The sequence below is a fragment of the Providencia sp. PROV080 genome (assembly GCF_033688105.1).
Taxonomy (GTDB): domain Bacteria; phylum Pseudomonadota; class Gammaproteobacteria; order Enterobacterales; family Enterobacteriaceae; genus Providencia; species Providencia zhejiangensis.
On sequence record NZ_CP096346.1, the window covers coordinates 2,767,662 to 2,787,849 of the forward strand.

The window sequence follows — 20,188 nt, forward strand, 5'->3', positions numbered from 1 at the left end:
TCACATTACCGCTTTAGTAATGCCATCCTGTCGATATACCGTTATATCGGCGAGATGTTCGGAAAGTTTACGTTTTTTTATTGCCCTTGATGGCGGTTGGCATAAACTGCAAGTAAAACTATTTTCGGGTATATGTGCATAAGTAATAAAAGAGCCATGGCAACAGCTACATACAGAGCTTTGCAGCATGCCGCTTTCAACAAAACGAACAAGTGTCCACGCGCGTGTTAAAGCTAATAATGGTTCTTCTGATTGTGGTGCGCATTGTTCCAAGTACAAACGATAAGCCTTTACAATGGCATCCACACCTTTGCAACGCCCTGTATTGATTAAAAACTGATAGGCGTTATAAAACATGGATGAATGGATATTCTGTTCCCATGTCATAAACCAATCTGTTGAGAACGGTAACATTCCCTTGGGTGGTGGGCACCCTCTTAACTCTTTATATAAACGAATTAACCTCCCGCGGCTAATTTGAGTCTCACTTTCTAGCATTTGGAGACGAGCACCTAAAGAAATCAGTTCCATCGCAAGGCGAATATCGCTAGCTTCTTTAACAATACTTTTTTCAGTAATGCTACTCATCATTTTCTCGCTGTTTCATTGTCATTTGCCTTGTGCGTTTGCAACAAGTGAGTTGAAAGTAATATACCTGTATGAATTTGTTGTAATTCATCTACCCTTGAGTCACGAGTTAATTTCTCTATTGTGCCACTGTTTTCAAATCTAAATTGACAGATAAGCTGGTTTGTCTCTGCTAATTTGACCAATTGAGGGAGAGAAAGATCTGCTAATGTATTCGCCATTGATTCAGAAATACCAAGCCGGAACATAGCAGAGGCCTTTTCCTGGGAGATAAGTTTTTGAGCAAGCAGTAGATATGAAAGATTAATATCGTATATATGCTTCAGAAAATCAGTTGTTGAGGTCATTTTTTTTCCTTTTAAATATTACCTACATCTACGTTCAAATAGGACAAACATGAAGTTTAAATGTGTTTCTATAACCTAATTTTTAATAATTAGAAAAATATACTAGGTGACAGTCTCCATTGCCTTTTCATGTGATTCATTAAGCGAATACCTAGTAAGGGGTATAAAATACTCAAAAATTAAAACTTAAATTAAATCTATTTCCTGAATACCTACAGACAATAATGGCAAAGCTAAAATTTGAATAAATGTCGGAATTTACCGATATCAATTTCAGTCGGTATTTATTATGCACCACTGGATTAACTATTCAAGATGCTTATGTTTCTTTTTATTCCTTTAGGGTAACAATCCATCGATTCATAAAGATTTCTTCATTATATCTTTATCTTACTCTTCCATATCTCAAATAACCGCGACACATAAGATCAACTTAAACCAAATGATAGGATTTTAGTTGATTTTTTCACTCCTATTTATTGAATAAACAACGCAAATAACCAATCACAACATACAAAACAGGATATTGATCCATATCAAACAAAGTTATTAAGAAAGTCCAGACCAACTTCGTGGTAGGTCAAAATAACAGCTACAACAAATTTCACTTTATCTATTAAATTTCAATTAGTTCGATAAACCCAATATTATTCATTCAAAATTTCTCAACATAGAGTGGCTATTTTAAATACAGAATATTAAATGATGCATTATTAATTCCACTTAATATTTGATAAGTAAAATTTATGAATAAGATGCTATTGATTATTATTCACCCTTACTTTTTAGGGTGATTTTTACTCATAAAAGAGTGGCTCATTTTTCATATAAAACTGAATTTCTATATATGTAAATTCAGCCGACTAATATTTATTTCGGTTAAGTTAATTATTTAAAGTATTACACTTTTATTCATTACATAATAAATTCCCTTTTTACGAGTAAATTATTCTAGGCTGTTTTTTTTAATGAAATGATCAACCTACATTTCCAAAGCTACTGTCATTAAAGCTAAAAAGACAAATTATTCGCATGTTAAAAATACATTTTTTATTAATTTTTTGTTTCAATTGTTATTTCACTGTTTGTGAAAAATCATAAATTTTCAAGGATTATCCGATTAACGCTTTTTTTTAATAGAGATAAAATTTGCCTTCATAGTGGACACCAAATAGTAACCAAAAGAGATTATCAATATATGTTACTATATATTTTTATTTTAACAATCCACTCATTTCCTCAAAGGCAACATAAGTAAAATTTCTTAGTCACCATTCGACCTAACCATCAACTCTCTCTTTTCATTTCAAATTTTCATTTGAAGCGTAAATTTTGATTTTAAGACTAAATTGCTAGCTTTTTAGACATAAAAAGTGATGATGAAAATGTGAATGACATCACAATCCATTTTGGAGTTTCTGAAAATTTTCTAATTAATTCGCTCATTTTGATGAAAACTCGTGACGCAAATTCACCTTGTCATGCCCCAAAGCATTAACAAAATATTCTGCTGCTGAGTTACGCTAACTGCCATGGAAAGCTATCTACTTTACGAAACGCTTGCTATTTAATCGATTAAAAATATAAAAAAACCAAATAAAAACATAGACAAACATAAACAAGAAAATCCCCTAATAATCAGCTTTATTTGCAAACCAAAATTCAAACAACTGATTTAGTTTTCATTTTTTACTGCTTAAAATCACAACGCCGCTCAAGCGGTGTTCGTTTTTTAAACAATAAAAATGTAAACATTATTAATACGTTATCTAGAGCCTCAGGATGATCAAAGATTAAAATACAAAAAATAATGGATAATAATATTGCCTTTACTCCAATTATGATTAAACAATTAACACATCTGAGTTGTTAAAACAGAAAAATCCATGATTAATATATATCTATGCCAGAGACGGCTATGCGAGGTTTTCTATGCTATTGACAGTGAAGAAAACACAATTTCTTATTGGGTTAGCTTTTGTATCATCGCCATTTTATGGTGCTAACTTAGCAACAACGTCCTTTCAAGTACTCATGACAGTCACCAGTACTTGTCAGATCAGTGTTGGCTCAAATATCAACTTAGGATCAGTCACTTCAAATACCACCAATTTATCTTCAAGTAATATACTCAGTGTCACTTGCTCAAAAAACACACCATTTAATATTGGACTCGCTCCCTCTCTTGCAAATAAAGGTACTGACGAAGGTAGTGGCTATTTAGCACCACTCACCAATCCAACAGGCAATACAGATAGGATCCCCTATCAATTAAAGCAAACCTCTGCAACTGGCACTAATTGGGGAAATACAACAACATTATTTGATGAAGGAAATGGGGTGTCTGGAACAGGTAATGGAGAAACGCAAACTTTCACCGTTTATGCCGTGGTGACGAATGCCAATTTTACACCGGATACCTATTCTGATGTAGTTACGGTCAACGTTAATTACTAAACGTGACTGTTTCAGTATAAGGAAGAGCAAATTGATTAAATGCCCCCTTATTCTACTGTTCATCAACCTACTCGCTACTATCAGTTTTTCCAACCAGATAAGTGCGAGTGGGTTGCAAGTCACACCCGTGACATTGACATTCACCGCGCAACAAAAAGCAGCCGGAATTTGGTTAAGTAATAATGGAAAAGACCTTATACAAGTTCAGGTGAGAACATTTATCTGGCAACAAAAGAATTTAGGTAACCAATTAACACCAACTCGAGATATCATTATTAGTCCACCAATGATAAAGCTTCTCCCCAATGAACAACAGCTTATCAGGGTTATTCGTAACAACAACCTACTAGGGAGCCAAGAACAAGCATATCGACTCTCAATTAATGAAATTCCATTACCTCAGAAAAACAGCAGTCATTTACGACTTGTTTTACATTATTCATTGCCTATTTTTATTCAACCTTTAAACATGCCTCCTCCCAGCACGTTATTAGAATGGCAAATAAAAAAATTCCAATCCCAAAGCTATCTAGTTGTACATAACAGAGGCAATACGCATGCCCAGCTGTCAGATATTCGTTTGATAAATTGCAGAGGTAAAACGACGGTAATTAATTCAGGTTTATTAGGATACGTCTTACCGCAATCCACTATGCAATGGAATATTAAACTGACTGACCTATGCTCCGCCCCCAACAACCAAATAAAAGTTATGATCAATGGTGAGCGACAATCCTACCCCCTCTAATCGCTTTCATCATCATTACTTAGCAGATATCTCACTGCTATACGTGATGTTTTATCCCCTATTTGTTATCGCTCAATCCGATATCACCTCTACGACAGTTGAATATGTGTTCAATGACACAACGCCATTATCAGGTACCGAACTGTATCTTGAAGTCACAATTAACCAAACTCATTTTGGTATTGCTCGTTTTGGCTACGATAATGATCGGCTGTGTACCACGACAGAAACACTGAAACAACTGCGTTTCAAAGCAATAAAAACGCATGCTAAGACTATTTGCTTGGATGAATTAACCGGCCTTAGCTACCACTATGATCCCAACCAACAAGCCGTTGCAATTCATTCTCCTCTTTCATTATTAGAACTCGGCTCGACAACAATCGAACTTATCCCATCGGAACAAGTGCAGGCAAAATCCTCCTCTGGTGCTTTACTCAACTATGATTTACGTGTTGTAAAAAATAAAACCACTGCATTAAGTAGCTTTTCAGAATTGAGATTATTTAATCAACAAGGCTTATTTAGTACGACACAACAAACCCAAAACACGTTTGGGCACAGCGAGTTCAGCCAACCTTTTATTCGTTTAGACACAACTTGGCGTTCTTCTTTTGAAGATAAAAAACTATTTTTAAATATCGGCGATACCATAACTCGTTCACTAACTTGGTCACGAGCAACTCGGATAGCAGGGCTACAAATAGCGACTGACTTTTCTTTGCAGCCTTATATTCCAACCGCCCCGTTAATCGCTTTTTATGGATCCGCCACACTTCCTTCAAATGTTGAGTTATATATTGATGGTATCAAACGCTATAGCGGTGAAGTTCCTATAGGTCATTTTACCTTGAACAGTTTGCCGAGCGTTAATGGAGAGGGAAATGCACAAATCATCCTAACTGACTCTCTAGGTAGAGCAAACGTGCAAAACATTTCATTCTATAATGACCAAACATTACTACGTGAAGGCATTTTTGATTGGTCCACTGAATTTGGTGTCGTACGCGAAAATTATGCCCTCCGATCTTTTGACTATGCCAATTCACCGATTGCAAGTACCACATTGCGTTATGGTATGAATAATCACTTCACTGCAAGTGCCCATTCTGAATTAACAACTGATTTAATCAATTTAGGTATTGAAGGTGATTGGATCCCAAAAATGGGAGGCGGCACAATCTCAACGGCTGTTGCCGTAAGCTCTGATTTAAATAGCCAAGGCTGGCTTTATTATGCAAGTTACTATTGGTCAAATAATCACTTTAATTTCGGGGCATCCGCCACCACTACCACCTCTAAATATCAAGATATTGCCGCAACCTATTCATCCCCACCCTATGCATTTAACGGTAATACCACTATAGGTTATCACTTTGAAACCCTTGGCAATATTAATCTATCCTATTTAGGTTTTCGTCCTCAGCATGATCATGCCATTCGTTATTTAGGAGTGAGTTGGTATAAATCCCTCGGTGATAATCTATATCTTAGCGCCAGCATGAATAAAAAACTCAATGATGATAAAGAAAGCCTTTTTTATCTTGCCGCGACTCTGCTATTTGAAAATAACAAGAGTATCCGCATGACTAGCCAACACAATAAAGATGGATTCCTGCATCAAATTAATACCAATAAATCGATCACTAACGAAGGTGGATTAGGTTGGGATATAACCGCAAGTAAACAAGGTGATGAAAGCCATCATCAAATAGATATTCGTTATCTTACCGATAAAATAGATGTCAGCGCGGGTATGAATAAAATAAACCAAATGAATTCACAATATCTTGGCGCGAGTGGCGCTATAGCAACTATCGGTAATGGTTTATTTATTTCAAAATCCATCATGAACAGTTTCGCTATCGTTTCAACTAACGGTATCAGCCATATTCCAATTAAATTAGAAAACTCTATTGTTGGTATTACTGATGATGACGGGTTACTGTTAATACCGTCACTCAATAGTTATCAAAAAAATATTCTAGCTTTAGATTCCACAGACCTTCCAGCCAATATACAGGTCAAGCAATCGAGTATACAAGTCATACCTAAATACCATTCCGGTGTTTTCGCAACATTTGAACTATTAAAAACACATTCCGCACTCGTTATTCTTTCAGATGCTGAAGGAAGACTGTTGCCCGCAGGTAGCCTAGTTCAATTAAATGATCAAAAAGAAAATCTAATCACAATTGGATACGATGGAATGGCTTATTTCGATACATTACAAGAAAGCAATACGCTTTTCATTAATTACGGTAAAGAGCAATGTAGCCTCACTTTCCACTATCCCAAAACGGAGGAACTTATTCCTCAAATTGGGCCATTACGCTGCCATTCAGAGTAAGTATCCTAATACTTACTCACTATATTCAATCACAAATTGAATAGGAGATAAAAAATGTTAACTCTTCATAGAAAATATAAAATATCTTGCATTGTTTTTTTCTTATCTCTGTCTTTAAATTTACCTCGTCACGCTTATAGCCTAGCTTGCTCCATTTCAAATATTAGCACATTGAATTTTGGTCACATAATGCCTTTAACGAATAACGTGGCAACCACCTCTTTGACCTTTAATTATAGCTGCACTAAAGAAACTCTCGAAACACTTGTTGGTGCCACACTTTGTTTAAATATTGGTATCTCCAGCGTTTCTGGACAAATTACCTCTCGCCAAATGTTACCAGTTGGATTAAATAGTCCCATTAATTATCAGCTCTATCAAAATGCAAATCATAGTCTAATCTGGGGGAGTCAACATATTTCTGGCTCCAGTCCAATTATGATTAAATTAAGCTTAAACCAAGGACTAACACCTGCGACTGGTTCAGTGACTATTTACGCTCAACTATCAGTTAATCAATCAAGTGTTATTCCTGCAACTTATATTGACACTTATACCTCACTAACAGCCACCTCAACCTTAAATCTTGGTATCCTTAGTACGCCTAATAGCTGTGGTTCAATTGTTGGCCCTAGTTTTCCTTTTGTCGTAACCGCAACAATTACTGATCAATGCCTAGTATCAAGTAATGGAGACATTAATATTGGCAGTGTACAGAGCTCAACAAATAATGTAGCGGCTAATGGCCATATTTCGGTCACTTGTACAAATACAACACCGTTTAGTATCGGACTCTTACCCTCAAATAATAATTTACAAGGTTCAGGGGTTTTACAAAGTATTTCGACTACTGAAAAAATCCCTTATCAATTAAGCTCAACACCGGGGTTAAATGGCGCAACGTGGGGAAATAATCCTTTAAATTTAATTACCGATATTGGCTCGGGGATCACTAAAGACTACCCGGTTTATGTCACGGTACCATCAACAAATTATCCTCCAGGCAGTTATAGCGATACCGTCACTATTAATGTAACCTATTAAAATACCAGAGAATCATTAGCGTATTTTGCGTCACCCAGATAAGAAAAAAACAGTTCCCAAAGGTTATTCTCAAGTAATTTGTTACTTAATACACATAGATTTTTTCTAATATTTTCGCTCTTGGTTGGAAAAATTAATATTATGAGAATTGAATAATAATTGAATGATAATTGAATGAGAATTAGCCTTGTTGGTATCATATTGCGATTTGTGGGATGCGCAAGCAAGCCGGAATTTGATAATACATAATCTAATTATCCGGCAATTGGCTTATTTATTATCAAAACGGTCATTACAAGGGGAGCTTCTTAGCAATCATTGCGTTGTTGCGAAAGAAGAGCAGCGTTTGGCGGGCGCTCACTTTTTTATGCGGACATTGAATGGATAATTAACCGCTATTTTTCGTAGTCGGTGTGAGTATTTTTTATATCCCATTTAACTTTTATAACCGTGTCGTTTTGCTGCATCAAGCAGCAAAGATTTTTTCAAGGTTAACAAAGGTATTACTCTTTAGAGTTATCAGTCATATGAAGATGACTGATTCAATAGCCCTAGTTTAGAAACATTAGTCACTCTCCCATTAGAACATTTTATGGGAATACAATATCAAGTAATCATAAACAATCGATTGCTTAATGTATTAACTCCTGATAAACGCTGAGGCTAATATTCCTGAATCTGTAGGCGATCAGTGTGATTGAAAACTAAGTAATATAACGCTTGAAATTAAGTTAAAATATCCATCAAGAATAGAACTATTCATTTCAAAAAATACTTTCGCGATTCGATTATCGACCTCAATACTGTTTGGCTGTCGCTCAAAACCAATCGCTCTACCTACTGAGCTGACAATCCGATAAATTTATTTAATCTCTCTCATTTAGCAGAATCTACATTATTCTGCTATTTTATTTATATAATTAAATTTTGGTTATTGATGTTAATTTGGTGTTATCTTTGGATTAAGATATCACCACTCTACTTACAATCAGTTAAGTTTTCCTTACACTGACTGAGATTTGTGTCACAATATTTATGCAAACACTGTCACACAACTAAAAATATACTGTGACCGCACTAACCAACCTCTTTGGATAAATACCGATGGAAGAAAATCAATCCACAACATCAACACGCTCGTCTGCTGATCGGCAACAGCTAAAACGTAGCCTGAGTAACCGCCATATCCAACTTATCGCTATCGGTGGCGCGATCGGAACTGGGCTATTCATGGGTTCTGGGAAAACCATTTCACTCGCGGGCCCTTCAATCATATTTGTCTATATGATTATTGGCTTCATGCTCTTCTTTGTCATGCGAGCCATGGGCGAATTATTACTTTCCAACCTCAATTACAAATCCTTTAGTGATTTTTCATCCGACCTCATTGGTCCTTGGGCTGGCTTTTTTGTCGGCTGGACTTATTGGTTTTGTTGGGTCATTACAGGTATTGCCGATATTGTCGCCATTACATCCTATGTCAGTTTTTGGGTCCCCGATTTCCCTGAATGGGTAACCTCTTTTATTTGCGTTGTCGTTCTATTAACGCTGAATTTAGTGTCTGTCAGGCTATTTGGTGAACTCGAATTCTGGTTTGCCATGATCAAGATTGTTGCCATTGTCACGCTCATCGCCGTTGGTGGCACCTTAATCGCCATGAACTTTCAATCACCGGCAGGTCATACTGCATCATTAAGTAATATTTGGAATGATGGCGGCATGTTCCCGATGGGAATGAGTGGCTTTTTCGCGGGCTTCCAAATCGCCATTTTTGCCTTTGTAGGAATAGAATTGGTCGGCACTGCCGCAGCAGAAACCCGTGATCCTGAGAAATCTCTGCCAAAAGCAATTAATGCTATTCCTTTTAGGATCATTACCTTTTATGTGTTATCGCTGATTGTGATTATGGCGGTAACGCCATGGCGCACAATTTTAGCGGATAAAAGCCCATTTGTTGAAATGTTTGTATTGATTAGCTTACCGGCAGCTGCGAGTATTGTTAACTTTGTTGTACTGACATCGGCAGCCTCTTCGGCTAATAGTGGCGTCTTTTCAACCAGCCGCATGCTATTTGGCCTATCAAAAGAAGGCGATGCACCAAAACAGTTTAGTCGTTTATCAAAAAAAGCTGTTCCAGCCACGGGACTGATCTTTACCTGTATTTGTCTCAGCTTTGGTATCGTACTGATCTATTTCATTCCTGATATCATGCATGCTTTTACATTAGTCACGACTGTATCAGCAATCCTATTTATGTTTATCTGGAGTATGATCTTATACAGTTACCTTAAATTTAGAAAACATCGCCCACAGCTCCATAAAGCTTCACTTTATAAAATGCCGGCGGGTATTGTGATGTCTTGGATTTGTTTGGCTTTCTTCGCATTTATGGTCGTGCTACTAGCATTTCAACATGATACAAGACAAGCACTGATCGCGACTCCTGTCTGGTTTATCATTCTATTAATTGGTTACCAAGTCGTTAAACGCCGTAAGAAAACGCATTAAAGACCAGATAGTAAAGCGCTACTATAAAATTGAATATGTTATTCAAATAGCTTAAAAGGCCTGAATTCAAGACACTCCTGAACTCAGGCCTTTTAACTTTTATCGACTTCGTAATACCTTATGCATTCATACCTATAGCCTATCGATATGGCTATTTCTGAACCAAATATCATCAGCTCAAACTTCTTCATCTGTGCTAGTACATTTTCAATGCACTTTTTCCTAACCGTACAAGCACCTTTTATTAATGCCGCCGTTTACTTAAGTTAGTGCAGAAAATAAATATCGACAGATTATTAAGCATTTGAGCTGTTATTTATTAATTTATTTTGTTATTAGATTGAAAGAGATAAGTCATAAACATGCTCGTAAAGTTCACTTTATGTCTAATGAGCAACGTTAAATTAAAGGTAAAAAATGACAAATTTATCCGCATTGACTATTTTTCATGATCCTACCTCAGAGCCAAGTAGAGCAGTTCACTGGCTTTGTATTGAGGCTAATATTCCCATCGATATCAAATACACGTGGTTGACGCGAGGAGAACATCTTTCTAAGGCGTTTTTAGCCGTCAATCCGTTGCATCAGATACCCGCAATGCAGCACAACGACTTTTGCCTTTCCGAAGCAACGGCAATCATGAACTACCTTACCGATATTCACGGTTGTAGTGATAAATGGTTTGGAGCGAACCATAGATCTAAGGCTGTCATCAATAAACATTTATCTTGGTATCATACGAATCTTCGTAAAATTTCAACATTGGAATATTTTCTTCCCGTACTATTAATGCCTGCATATCTTGGGATAGCAAAACCCTCAGCAATTGAGATTGAAGCTAAATTAAATGCACTTCATGCTATGTTTAAAAATTTAGATTTTCTGCTTGAAGGCAAAGATTTCTTATCTGGAAATGATATTTCCGCCGCAGATTTACTCTATGCTTGCGATATTTTTGCTTTAAGGATTGACCCCAATTTTAAGCAAATAATAGAAAGATACCCTAATATCTGTGGCTGGTTAACAAAGCTCGAGTCAAGGCCAAGTTATAGGCTTTCACATAAAGCATGGGATTACATTGTTCCACAAATACTGGCACTAAACGGGGGTTCTAAAGGGTCTCCAGCGTGGATAGCTGATACTTGTGAACAAGTCATCGGGTAACAAAAGCGGATAAGCGGTTTAGACAAGTCTAAAGGAAACAAACTGAGCGCCTTACTCAAAGTTGATTATTTTTACCATCACTTGCGGTGAATGAACATCCCCACAAGCTCAGATTTGAATGCTCAAAAAATAAGGCTATACAAAATAAAATCAATGAACAATATTCAATAGTCATTTTCTATTTGCTCATAAAAAACCCCCAGCAGTTGATTACCCAACTACTGGGGGGACTTTATTTTATAAATTACTTCGTTTTATATTCCGCCTCAGCTTGTTCGAAACGCGCCTGAGCAGCAGCACTTGGTGCCTTTGTTAATAGGCTAACAAGGACAATTGCAATAGTCGCAAGAATAAAGCCAGGAATAATTTCATACAGTGCAAACCACTTGTACTTCATCCAAACTAATACTGTGACAGCTCCAACTATCATCCCTGCAAGAGCCCCTGTTCGTGTCATGCGCTTCCACAATACTGACATTAAGACAACGGGACCAAAAGCAGCACCAAAACCAGCCCATGCATTACTAACCAGTGCCAGAACTTTGCTATCAGGGTCTCTTGCGATGTAGATCGCAATCGCTGCCACTAACAGAACCATTAAACGACCAACCCAAACGAGTTCTTTCTGGCTTGCTTTTTTACGAATGAATGGCTTATACAAATCTTCAGTTAAAGCACTTGCGCATACTAATAATTGGCAACTTAATGTACTCATAACCGCGGCTAAAATAGCGGATAATAAGATACCGGCAATCCAAGGATTAAAGAGTATCCCCGCTAGCTCCATGAAAATACGCTCATTATTCCCCATAACCGAAGAGGCTAATGCAGGATTCATTTCAAAATAAGCAATACCAAAGAAACCAACAGCCGTCGTTCCACCAAGACACAAAATCATCCAAGTCATACTGATACGACGAGCAGAACGGATAGTACGATGAGAATCCGCCGCCATAAAGCGAGCTAAAATATGTGGTTGCCCGAAATAGCCTAGCCCCCACCCTAATAGCGAGATAATGGCAACAAAATTCAACCCTTTAAACATATCTAAATATTCAGGGTTTTTAGCTTTAATCACCTCAATTGCGGTATCGGCACCGCCTAATGAGAAGATGATCACGATAGGCGTTAAAATCAATGCGAATATCATTAACGAGGCTTGGACGGTATCTGTCCAACTTACCGCTAAGAATCCCCCTAGGAATGTATATGCGATTGTTGCTAATGCCCCAAGCCACATTGCTTTTTCGTAGCTAATATTAAAAGTACTTTCAAACAATAGGCCACCAGCGACAACACCAGAAGCACAGTAGATGGTAAAGAACACTAAAATGACAACAGCGGAGATAATACGCAAAATTTTACTATTATCTTCAAAGCGACTAGTAAAATAATCAGGCAAGGTTAACGCATTATTATTTTTCTCAGTTTGAACGCGTAAACGCCCAGCGACAAATAGCCAATTGAGGTAAGCGCCTAAACTCAATCCTATCGCAATCCAAGCTTCCGAAATACCCGCGAGGAAAATAGCGCCAGGTAACCCCATTAGCAACCACCCACTCATGTCGGAGGCACCGGCCGATAAGGCTGTTACCACGCTACCCAAACTTCGCCCGCCTAAAATATAATCATCAAAATTTTTCGTTGAGCGATAAGCTAAATAGCCAATAAGTAACATGCCAGTAATATATACGATGAACATAATGATCATCGGAGTGCTTACAGTCATCCGTCTTCTCCATAGAATAGTTATTCTTTTTTGGTTTGTTGCACTAAATTGCACGTCAACAAATTAAATTATAAATTTATGTGTCTTGTGTTTGTGTTGTGTTGCACTTAATAAAAAATATCACCTTAGCATGCTAGACAAACTCATTTACATTTAACAAGAAATTAACGCCATTTTATTCCATAAACGATACCCATATCACAAATGTTAAATTAGTGGTACTAAAGTTAATAGATTGATTAACATTCCGCTCATTAAGGGGTTAAATTCAACCGATTGATTTTCAATAAAAAATTAATTTGTCATTATTGACCATCTCATTTAACAAATAAAAATACGATATATTTCACAATTCCTTTAGAATAGGCTTTAACAACGTTGCACAAAGTTGCAACATCATGCTATTGATGTGTAACTTTTTTGTTTCTAGTAGCTAATTATTTAGAGGAAATGGGATGAGTAGTACGACAACTATGGGTGTGAGACTTGATGAAGCGACTCGTGAACGCATTAAAACTGCTGCTCAACGTCTTGACCGCACGCCGCATTGGCTAATTAAGCAAGCCATATTCAATTATCTTGAACAGCTTGATAATCAGCAGTTCATCCCTGAGATCTCCGCAGGACAAGATAACAAAGACGGCCAAATATCAGAAGAAGAATCACTAACAGAATCGAATTATCAGCCTTTTTTGGATTTTGCTGAACATATTTTACCCCAATCGGTTAAACGCTCAGCGATTACATCCGCTTATCGCATTCCTGAAACGCAAGCGCTTCCCATGTTATTGCAACAAGCGCAATTGCCCGCTGAACAAGCCGATGCAGCACACCAGTTGGCTTACTCCATAGCGGAAAAACTACGTAACCAAAAAAATGGCATTGGTCGTTCTGGATTAGTTCAAGGCTTATTACAAGAGTTTTCACTTTCTTCACAAGAAGGTGTTGCGCTCATGTGCTTAGCTGAAGCGCTATTACGTATCCCAGATAAAGCAACACGTGACGCACTGATCCGAGATAAAATCAGTACGGGTAATTGGCAATCCCATTTAGGGCAAAGTAGCTCAATGTTTGTCAATGCAGCAACTTGGGGCTTATTGTTCACTGGTAAATTAGTTTCTACACATAATGAAGCAAAACTCTCTAGCTCTTTAAACCGTATTATTAGTAAGAGTGGTGAACCATTAATCCGCAAAGGCGTTGATATGGCGATGCGCTTGATGGGTGAGCAGTTTGTTACTGGTGAAACTATCGCACAAGCATTAGCAAATGCTCGGAAACTGGAAGAAAAAGGGTTTCGCTACTCTTATGACATGTTAGGTGAAGCAGCACTAACAGAAAAAGATGCCCAAGATTATATGGTGTCATACCAACAAGCTATTCATGCAATCGGTAAAGCATCTAATGGCCGAGGCATCTATGAAGGCCCAGGCATTTCTATTAAATTATCTGCCTTGCATCCCCGCTACAGTCGCGCACAATATTCGCGCGTCATGGAAGAGTTGTATCCTCGTTTATTATCATTAGTGCTACAAGCACATCAATATGATGTGGGGATCAATATCGATGCGGAAGAAGCAGATCGCTTAGAAATCTCACTCGATTTACTCGAAAAACTCTGTTTCGAGCCTAAACTTGCCGGTTGGAATGGGATTGGCTTCGTCATCCAAGCCTACCAAAAGCGCTGCCCATTTGTAATCGACTCTATTATTGATCTTGCAGAACGCAGTAAGCGTCGATTAATGATCCGCCTAGTTAAAGGGGCTTATTGGGATAGCGAGATCAAACGCGCACAAGTTGATGGCTTAGAAGGTTATCCTGTTTATACACGTAAGGTCTATACTGACGTTTCATATCTGGCTTGTGCTCGTAAATTATTGTCTGTTCCAAACCTTATCTATCCACAGTTTGCAACACATAACGCTCATACCCTCGCTGCTATCTATCAAATTGCAGGGAAAAATTACTATCCAGGCCAATACGAGTTCCAATGCTTACATGGCATGGGGGAGCCGCTATACGAACAAGTGGTTGGAAAAGTTGCTGACGGCAAGCTTAATCGTCCTTGCCGTATTTACGCGCCAGTTGGTACTCATGAAACGTTGTTAGCCTATTTGGTTCGTCGTCTACTCGAAAATGGAGCTAACACTTCATTTGTTAACCGTATTGCGGATGCAACGATTCCTCTTGATGAGTTAGTTGCTGACCCAGTGAAAGAAGTACTTGAGCTTTCTAAAGTCGAAGGACAAATTGGTTTACCGCATCCTAAAATTGCATTACCTCGTGATCTTTATGGCCAGCGTCGCGTCAATTCAATGGGGCTGGATCTGTCAAATGAGCACCGTTTAGCTTCACTTTCTAGCGCTCTTTTAACGGCTGCAATGCAGGAAAAATTAGCTCAGCCACTGTTAGGAGGGGATTATCAATCTACGGAAGCAGCCGAAAACAGAGTGCCTGTCATTAATCCTGCCTGCCATTCTGATATTGTTGGTCACGTGCGTGAAGCAACGTTAGAGGAAGCTGAATATGCATTAAATATCGCCAGTGATGCCGGTGCGATTTGGTTTGCTACTCCACCTTCAGAGCGTGCGGCGATATTACTACGTGCCGCTGATATCATGGAGCAACAGCTACAGCCATTGTTAGATGTGCTTGTTCGTGAGGCGGGTAAAACCTACGCGAATGCGATTTCAGAAGTTCGAGAAGCCGTCGATTTCCTCAATTATTATGCAACTCAAGTCAGAGATGATTTTGATAACAATACGCATCGACCACTAGGTCCTGTCGTCTGTATTAGCCCATGGAACTTCCCATTAGCTATTTTTACAGGGCAAATAGCAGCAGCATTAGCGGCAGGTAATACCGTATTAGCAAAACCGGCGGAGCAAACTCCTCTTATAGGCTCAATTGCAATATCGATACTCCATCAGGCGGGTATTCCACGTGAAGTATTGCAATTTTTACCGGGTAAAGGGGAAACTATCGGCGCGAAACTGGTTGGTGATACAAGAGTTCGTGGCGTTATGTTTACTGGTTCTACTGAGGTGGCAGGTTTATTGCAACGTAACATTGCAGGTAGGCTGGATGCTCAAGGCCGCCCAACACCACTCATTGCCGAGACGGGCGGGTTGAATGCGATGATCGTGGATTCATCAGCCTTAACGGAGCAAGTTGTCACCGATGTGGTCGCTTCCGCGTTCGATAGTGCGGGTCAACGCTGTTCGGCTTTACGTATTTTGTGTGTTCAGGAAGATGTCGCGGATCGCACAATTCGTATGCTTAAAGGTGCGATGGAAGAGTGCCGTATGGGGAATCCTGAGCATCTGTATACTGACATTGGGCCTGTCATTGATAGCGAAGCTAAAGAGAATATTGAGCAACATATTCAACAAATGCGTAGCAAAGGCAAAGAGGTGTTCCAAGCTGTATTCAATCATAATGAGGATCTCCATGAGCAATCTGAAGGTACTTATGTGAAACCAACATTGATTGAATTGGATAACGTCAGTGAACTGAAAAAAGAAATCTTTGGTCCTGTGCTACATGTTGTTCGTTACAAACGAGAACAACTCGTTGATATTATTGAGCAGATCAATGCTGCGGGTTATGGATTAACGTTAGGCGTTCATACTCGAATTGATGAAACCATCAACCAAGTCGTTGCAAGAGCCAAAGTTGGCAACCTGTATGTTAACCGGAATATGGTTGGTGCGGTTGTCGGTGTTCAACCATTTGGTGGTGAAGGTCTGTCGGGTACTGGACCGAAAGCGGGTGGACCACTCTATCTGTATCGATTATTAAGTGAGCGTCCAGATAATGCTGTCTCTCGTACGCTCGAAAGACAAGATAGTGAGCTTGCACTAGATGCCACTGCACGCCCTATTCTACTTGAGTCTTTCAATGCCCTTTCTACATGGTTAGAGAAACAAGAACACCATATAGAATCTGAAGTATTAGAGCAATTTGCACGCCATGCACAAGCAGGTACATCACGTTTACTACCGGGACCTACGGGTGAAAAGAACACGTATACCTTAACACCACGTGGCACGATTTTATGTCTTAGTGATAATGAAAAAGACTGTTTAGTGCAATTGGCTGGGGTTCTTGCCAGCGGCTGCCAAGCATTATGGCCTGAAAGTGAGATCCACCAAAAGCTCTACAAATCACTGCCTGAAAAAGTGCGTCATGCAGTTGCAATGACAAAAAATTGGCAAGAATATCATGGCCATATTGAAGCCGTTATTTATCATGGTGACAGTGACCAACTCAAAGTTGTCTGCGAGAGTATCGCTCAACGTAAAGGCCCAATCATTTCAGTACAAGGTTTCGAGCGTGGTGAAACCAACTTATTACTTGAAAGATTAGTCCATGAACGTTCATTGAGCATCAATACCGCAGCAGCAGGTGGTAATGCAAGCCTAATGACCATTGGCTAATTAAAAACGCCTGAGCCTAGTTAATATTAGGTTCAGGCGTCGTTTTATTTATTTGCTTCCTACCTTCCCGTCATGCCCTTTATTATTTCAACCCAATCTGTATTGTTCTTTTAATAACCAGATATTCAATATTGGTAATTAATAATATTGAGCTCAGATTGAATCTAAATAATTATCTATTGTGGTTAGTACTTATTCTTAATATGACCATCACAATGGACAGTTCTAATTAACCTCGATTAATGACGAAAAAAATCACTATATTCATTAGAAACAAAAAGGTGCCCATAATGGACACCTGACGTACTATAACCGTATTGCACTGAACAAGTTGTTAACTAGGTTCTTTGCTATGGATTAATTTTTCTCTGATTCCCAATACAAGTATTGCTCATATTTACGTAGCGCAATATTGTAGTTGCTAAAAGCAGATTCAGTCATTTTATCGCTTAATTGCTCTTGAATTTTGCTCGCTGTAAACTCTTTCATTGAAAAATTAGACGATGAGAGAAGTTCATCAAGACGGCGCAAACGAACAACATATTCGCGAACTGTGCTGTGGCTCATTTCAGTCTGTAAGAATAAATACTGTTTAAATGACATGATGTCAAAGAAATCAGTATTACTATTGCAATAAATTTCACTGCAAAAACGACAAAGTGCGGTAAATTTATCTTGTAATTCAACCCATGTATTTTCATCAACTAGCTCGGTCATCTCCGCAATAGCTTCTTTATTCAAGATGCTATCATTAAAGACTAGAGAGATACGATCCAGTGTTTTATGACAATGTGCACAATGAGTTTGGCTGTGTTTAAAGTCTTTGATATAACGACTCAGCGGCCGTTTCTTAACAATAGAAGCAGACATGATGATAAAGCCCTGTGTGTAAGTCTAAAATTAAAATTGTAACGTGGTATCCACGCTACATACTTAGCATGCCCATAGCATTATTATTTATCCGCTATGTTGCATAATAATACAGATTTACCTGTATCAAGCTCTTTTGCTTTCTCTTAAGAGACTAGTTCATACTAAAAATACACGGTATGAGCTATTTTCCCTCTGTGAAATGCATTCTATCGCGTCTATCACTCTTTGGCGAATTTCTGCGAAGACTAGAGTTTGGTACGAATTTGATTTAGCGTCAACCTATTAAACCAGTCATTTATTGCCTTTGCACAGAATAAAATCACAATAAAGCATTATAAGTCGCTAACTATACCAACAGTTAAAGTGATGACTTTACCCGATAATCAACCGAGCATTCAATAAAAATTTAATTTATAAATCAGTTTGATAGTTAAATTGGCGTTAAAATAGTAAAAATGTGAAGTAACTCACCTAACATAACCAAAATTTAACTATTCTCTGCGTAGATATTAATTTTTTAAATAGCTCATAAGCTGATATAAAAGAAAAGTTGTAAATTTAATTTTACATTTATGTGCTTATTAAGCATATGAATTTATTTTTTTAACATATGCAAAAAAGTTATAGCTCATAACCAAAAGATATATCTAATTTATAGATTATAATTTCACCCCAAACAGCCATCTGAGATATTAATTTATTTTTTTAAGTAAATTTACCCATTCACTTATTAAGATCGTTACACTGATATCACTCATACCACATCGCTAATATACGACACCTATAAATTGATACCATCCACATTTTCTGTGGGTAAATTCACGCTCAGTCTGTGGATAACTTTCTTGATTCATGGTGATACCACGCTTTAAGCAAATTGAATAAAAAACACTCGACTTATATTAAAATATTCCCATTACTGCAAATGCCCCGCTTGTGATAACAACAGACAACATTATCTTGTCAATGGCCTATGTTATTACGGCATCTTGTAATATATTTTCAATACATCACACTCACCTTTTAGATTAAAATGCCAAATATCTTGGCTCATAGATTTTAGATATCAGTTTTAAGCTAACTTATAAGGTATTTTTCGAGTTATTTTTTAGGATTTGTTACGTTTGATATCGAGAAAAACTTTTATATACTCCCTCTGCTACTTCAAAAATAAATAATTTAAGGTTGATTATGAAAAAGTTAATTCTAGCTTGCGGTATGGGTTTAATGGCATTAACGATCACAGCTTGTTCTGATGAAGAGAAAAAATCAGAAGTTGCGGGTGCAACAGAAACTTGTAATACCTACTTTGCTGAGATTGATTCTCTGATTGCAAAAGCGTCTGAAAATCCAGAAGCAAAAGCTCAATTAGATGCTATGAAAGGCCAATTAGAAGAAGGTAAAAAACAAGTTGCAGCACTACCTAAAGATCAGCAAGATAAAGCTTGCCAACAAGGTATTGATGCAATGAAACAAATGAAATCTGCTTTAGGCCTACAGTAATAAGATTTCTCTATACCATGGGGCTATAGATATATGGCTCCATATTTTTATAATGAGAGTACAATCGCAAGCCTTCAAATATTGTCTCGTCCTGTCTCCCTTCATACTCAATTATAACAATAAAAATGGCTTATTATAATTTCCTGAAAATCGGCCATTCAATAATGATAAAAAATAGCGTCATCATGCTGAACTGTTGAGTACCCAGAAAATAGTTTCTCAAAGCCTATTCTACCCCCTATCGAAGAGATGTTTCTCATATTATTTTTAATAATCATCCTGTATTCAGTAAAAATGTCCCAGTATAAAAATATGTCACAAATACACTGTTATTATTAAAGCTGTTCAAGGCAGTAAATTGAATGAAGACTCCCCTGTTGTTATTATCTTTCAAAACAAGCAAATGACGCTTTAATCTCTGTATTTAGCTGAGTAGTA

12 protein-coding genes are annotated in these 20,188 nt (G+C 37.7%); 8 read left to right on the forward strand and 4 right to left on the reverse strand.

What is annotated here, in order from left to right; translation table 11 throughout:
* Together flhC and flhD are read right to left on the reverse strand one after the other, a co-directional pair.
* Complete coding sequence (gene flhC, locus M1F03_RS12305) at positions 1 to 588, reverse strand: flagellar transcriptional regulator FlhC (RefSeq protein ID WP_154622986.1); 588 nt, start codon at positions 586 to 588, stop codon at positions 1 to 3.
* Positions 588 to 935: a flagellar transcriptional regulator FlhD gene (gene flhD / locus M1F03_RS12310; protein WP_154622961.1), complete on the reverse strand. Its 348-nt coding sequence runs from the start codon at positions 933 to 935 to the stop codon at positions 588 to 590. The genes flhC and flhD overlap by 1 nt, the downstream gene beginning before the upstream one ends.
* Before the next feature lie 1,932 nt (positions 936 to 2,867).
* On the opposite strand from flhD, the gene M1F03_RS12315 reads away from it, so the two are divergent.
* The 6 genes from M1F03_RS12315 to M1F03_RS12340 all read left to right on the forward strand — a co-directional run bounded on the left by M1F03_RS12315 (position 2,868) and on the right by M1F03_RS12340 (position 11,206).
* Positions 2,868 to 3,392, forward strand: coding sequence for a spore coat U domain-containing protein (locus M1F03_RS12315; RefSeq protein ID WP_154623039.1), 525 nt, complete (start codon positions 2,868 to 2,870; stop codon positions 3,390 to 3,392).
* Between the two features lie 31 nt (positions 3,393 to 3,423).
* Positions 3,424 to 4,140: a molecular chaperone gene (locus tag M1F03_RS12320; RefSeq protein WP_249999012.1), complete on the forward strand. Its 717-nt coding sequence runs from the start codon at positions 3,424 to 3,426 to the stop codon at positions 4,138 to 4,140.
* The gene (locus M1F03_RS12325) at positions 4,112 to 6,490 is read left to right on the forward strand and encodes a fimbria/pilus outer membrane usher protein (protein WP_251464433.1); all 2,379 of its coding nucleotides are present in this window, start codon (positions 4,112 to 4,114) and stop codon (positions 6,488 to 6,490) included. Before M1F03_RS12320 ends, M1F03_RS12325 begins: the two co-directional genes overlap by 29 nt.
* A 54-nt stretch (positions 6,491 to 6,544) precedes the next feature.
* Positions 6,545 to 7,534 (forward strand): spore coat protein U domain-containing protein, encoded by a 990-nt coding sequence (locus M1F03_RS12330; RefSeq protein ID WP_272661249.1) that lies wholly within the window; start codon positions 6,545 to 6,547, stop codon positions 7,532 to 7,534.
* A gap of 1,104 nt (positions 7,535 to 8,638) precedes the next feature.
* A complete protein-coding gene (gene cycA, locus M1F03_RS12335; RefSeq protein ID WP_154624124.1) occupies positions 8,639 to 10,042 on the forward strand; it encodes a D-serine/D-alanine/glycine transporter in 1,404 nt (467 codons plus the stop codon).
* Between the two features lie 417 nt (positions 10,043 to 10,459).
* Positions 10,460 to 11,206 (forward strand): glutathione S-transferase family protein, encoded by a 747-nt coding sequence (locus M1F03_RS12340; RefSeq protein WP_154624123.1) that lies wholly within the window; start codon positions 10,460 to 10,462, stop codon positions 11,204 to 11,206.
* Between the two features lie 244 nt (positions 11,207 to 11,450).
* Here the strand turns inward: M1F03_RS12340 and putP are convergent, their stop codons facing one another.
* Entirely contained in the window at positions 11,451 to 12,935 is a 1,485-nt protein-coding gene (gene putP, locus M1F03_RS12345) for a sodium/proline symporter PutP (protein WP_154624122.1), read from the reverse strand.
* A 455-nt stretch (positions 12,936 to 13,390) separates the two neighbouring features.
* Here putP and putA point away from each other — a divergent pair, with 455 nt between their 5' ends.
* Complete coding sequence (putA, locus tag M1F03_RS12350; RefSeq protein ID WP_247047962.1) at positions 13,391 to 17,374, forward strand: trifunctional transcriptional regulator/proline dehydrogenase/L-glutamate gamma-semialdehyde dehydrogenase; 3,984 nt, start codon at positions 13,391 to 13,393, stop codon at positions 17,372 to 17,374.
* 357 nt (positions 17,375 to 17,731) lie between these two features.
* Here putA and fliZ read toward each other — a convergent pair whose 3' ends face one another.
* Positions 17,732 to 18,244: a flagella biosynthesis regulatory protein FliZ gene (fliZ, locus tag M1F03_RS12355; protein ID WP_154624120.1), complete on the reverse strand. Its 513-nt coding sequence runs from the start codon at positions 18,242 to 18,244 to the stop codon at positions 17,732 to 17,734.
* A 1,194-nt stretch (positions 18,245 to 19,438) separates the two neighbouring features.
* Between fliZ and M1F03_RS12360 the strand changes: the two genes are divergently transcribed.
* Positions 19,439 to 19,750, forward strand: coding sequence for a DUF5339 domain-containing protein (locus M1F03_RS12360; RefSeq protein WP_154621816.1), 312 nt, complete (start codon positions 19,439 to 19,441; stop codon positions 19,748 to 19,750).
* Positions 19,751 to 20,188: the final 438 nt, after the last annotated feature.

Excerpts from the sequence above, each read along its gene's own strand:
- flhC (WP_154622986.1), bottom strand. The coding sequence starts at position 588 with ATGAGTAGCATTACTGAAAAAAGTATTGTTAAAGAAGCTAGCGATATT.
- flhD (WP_154622961.1), bottom strand. The coding sequence starts at position 935 with ATGACCTCAACAACTGATTTTCTGAAGCATATATACGATATTAATCTT.
- M1F03_RS12315 (WP_154623039.1), top strand. The coding sequence starts at position 2,868 with ATGCTATTGACAGTGAAGAAAACACAATTTCTTATTGGGTTAGCTTTT.
- M1F03_RS12325 (WP_251464433.1), top strand. The coding sequence starts at position 4,112 with ATGGTGAGCGACAATCCTACCCCCTCTAATCGCTTTCATCATCATTAC.
- M1F03_RS12330 (WP_272661249.1), top strand. The coding sequence starts at position 6,545 with ATGTTAACTCTTCATAGAAAATATAAAATATCTTGCATTGTTTTTTTC.
- cycA (WP_154624124.1), top strand. The coding sequence starts at position 8,639 with ATGGAAGAAAATCAATCCACAACATCAACACGCTCGTCTGCTGATCGG.
- M1F03_RS12340 (WP_154624123.1), top strand. The coding sequence starts at position 10,460 with ATGACAAATTTATCCGCATTGACTATTTTTCATGATCCTACCTCAGAG.
- putP (WP_154624122.1), bottom strand. The coding sequence starts at position 12,935 with ATGACTGTAAGCACTCCGATGATCATTATGTTCATCGTATATATTACT.
- putA (WP_247047962.1), top strand. The coding sequence starts at position 13,391 with ATGAGTAGTACGACAACTATGGGTGTGAGACTTGATGAAGCGACTCGT.
- fliZ (WP_154624120.1), bottom strand. The coding sequence starts at position 18,244 with ATGTCTGCTTCTATTGTTAAGAAACGGCCGCTGAGTCGTTATATCAAA.
- M1F03_RS12360 (WP_154621816.1), top strand. The coding sequence starts at position 19,439 with ATGAAAAAGTTAATTCTAGCTTGCGGTATGGGTTTAATGGCATTAACG.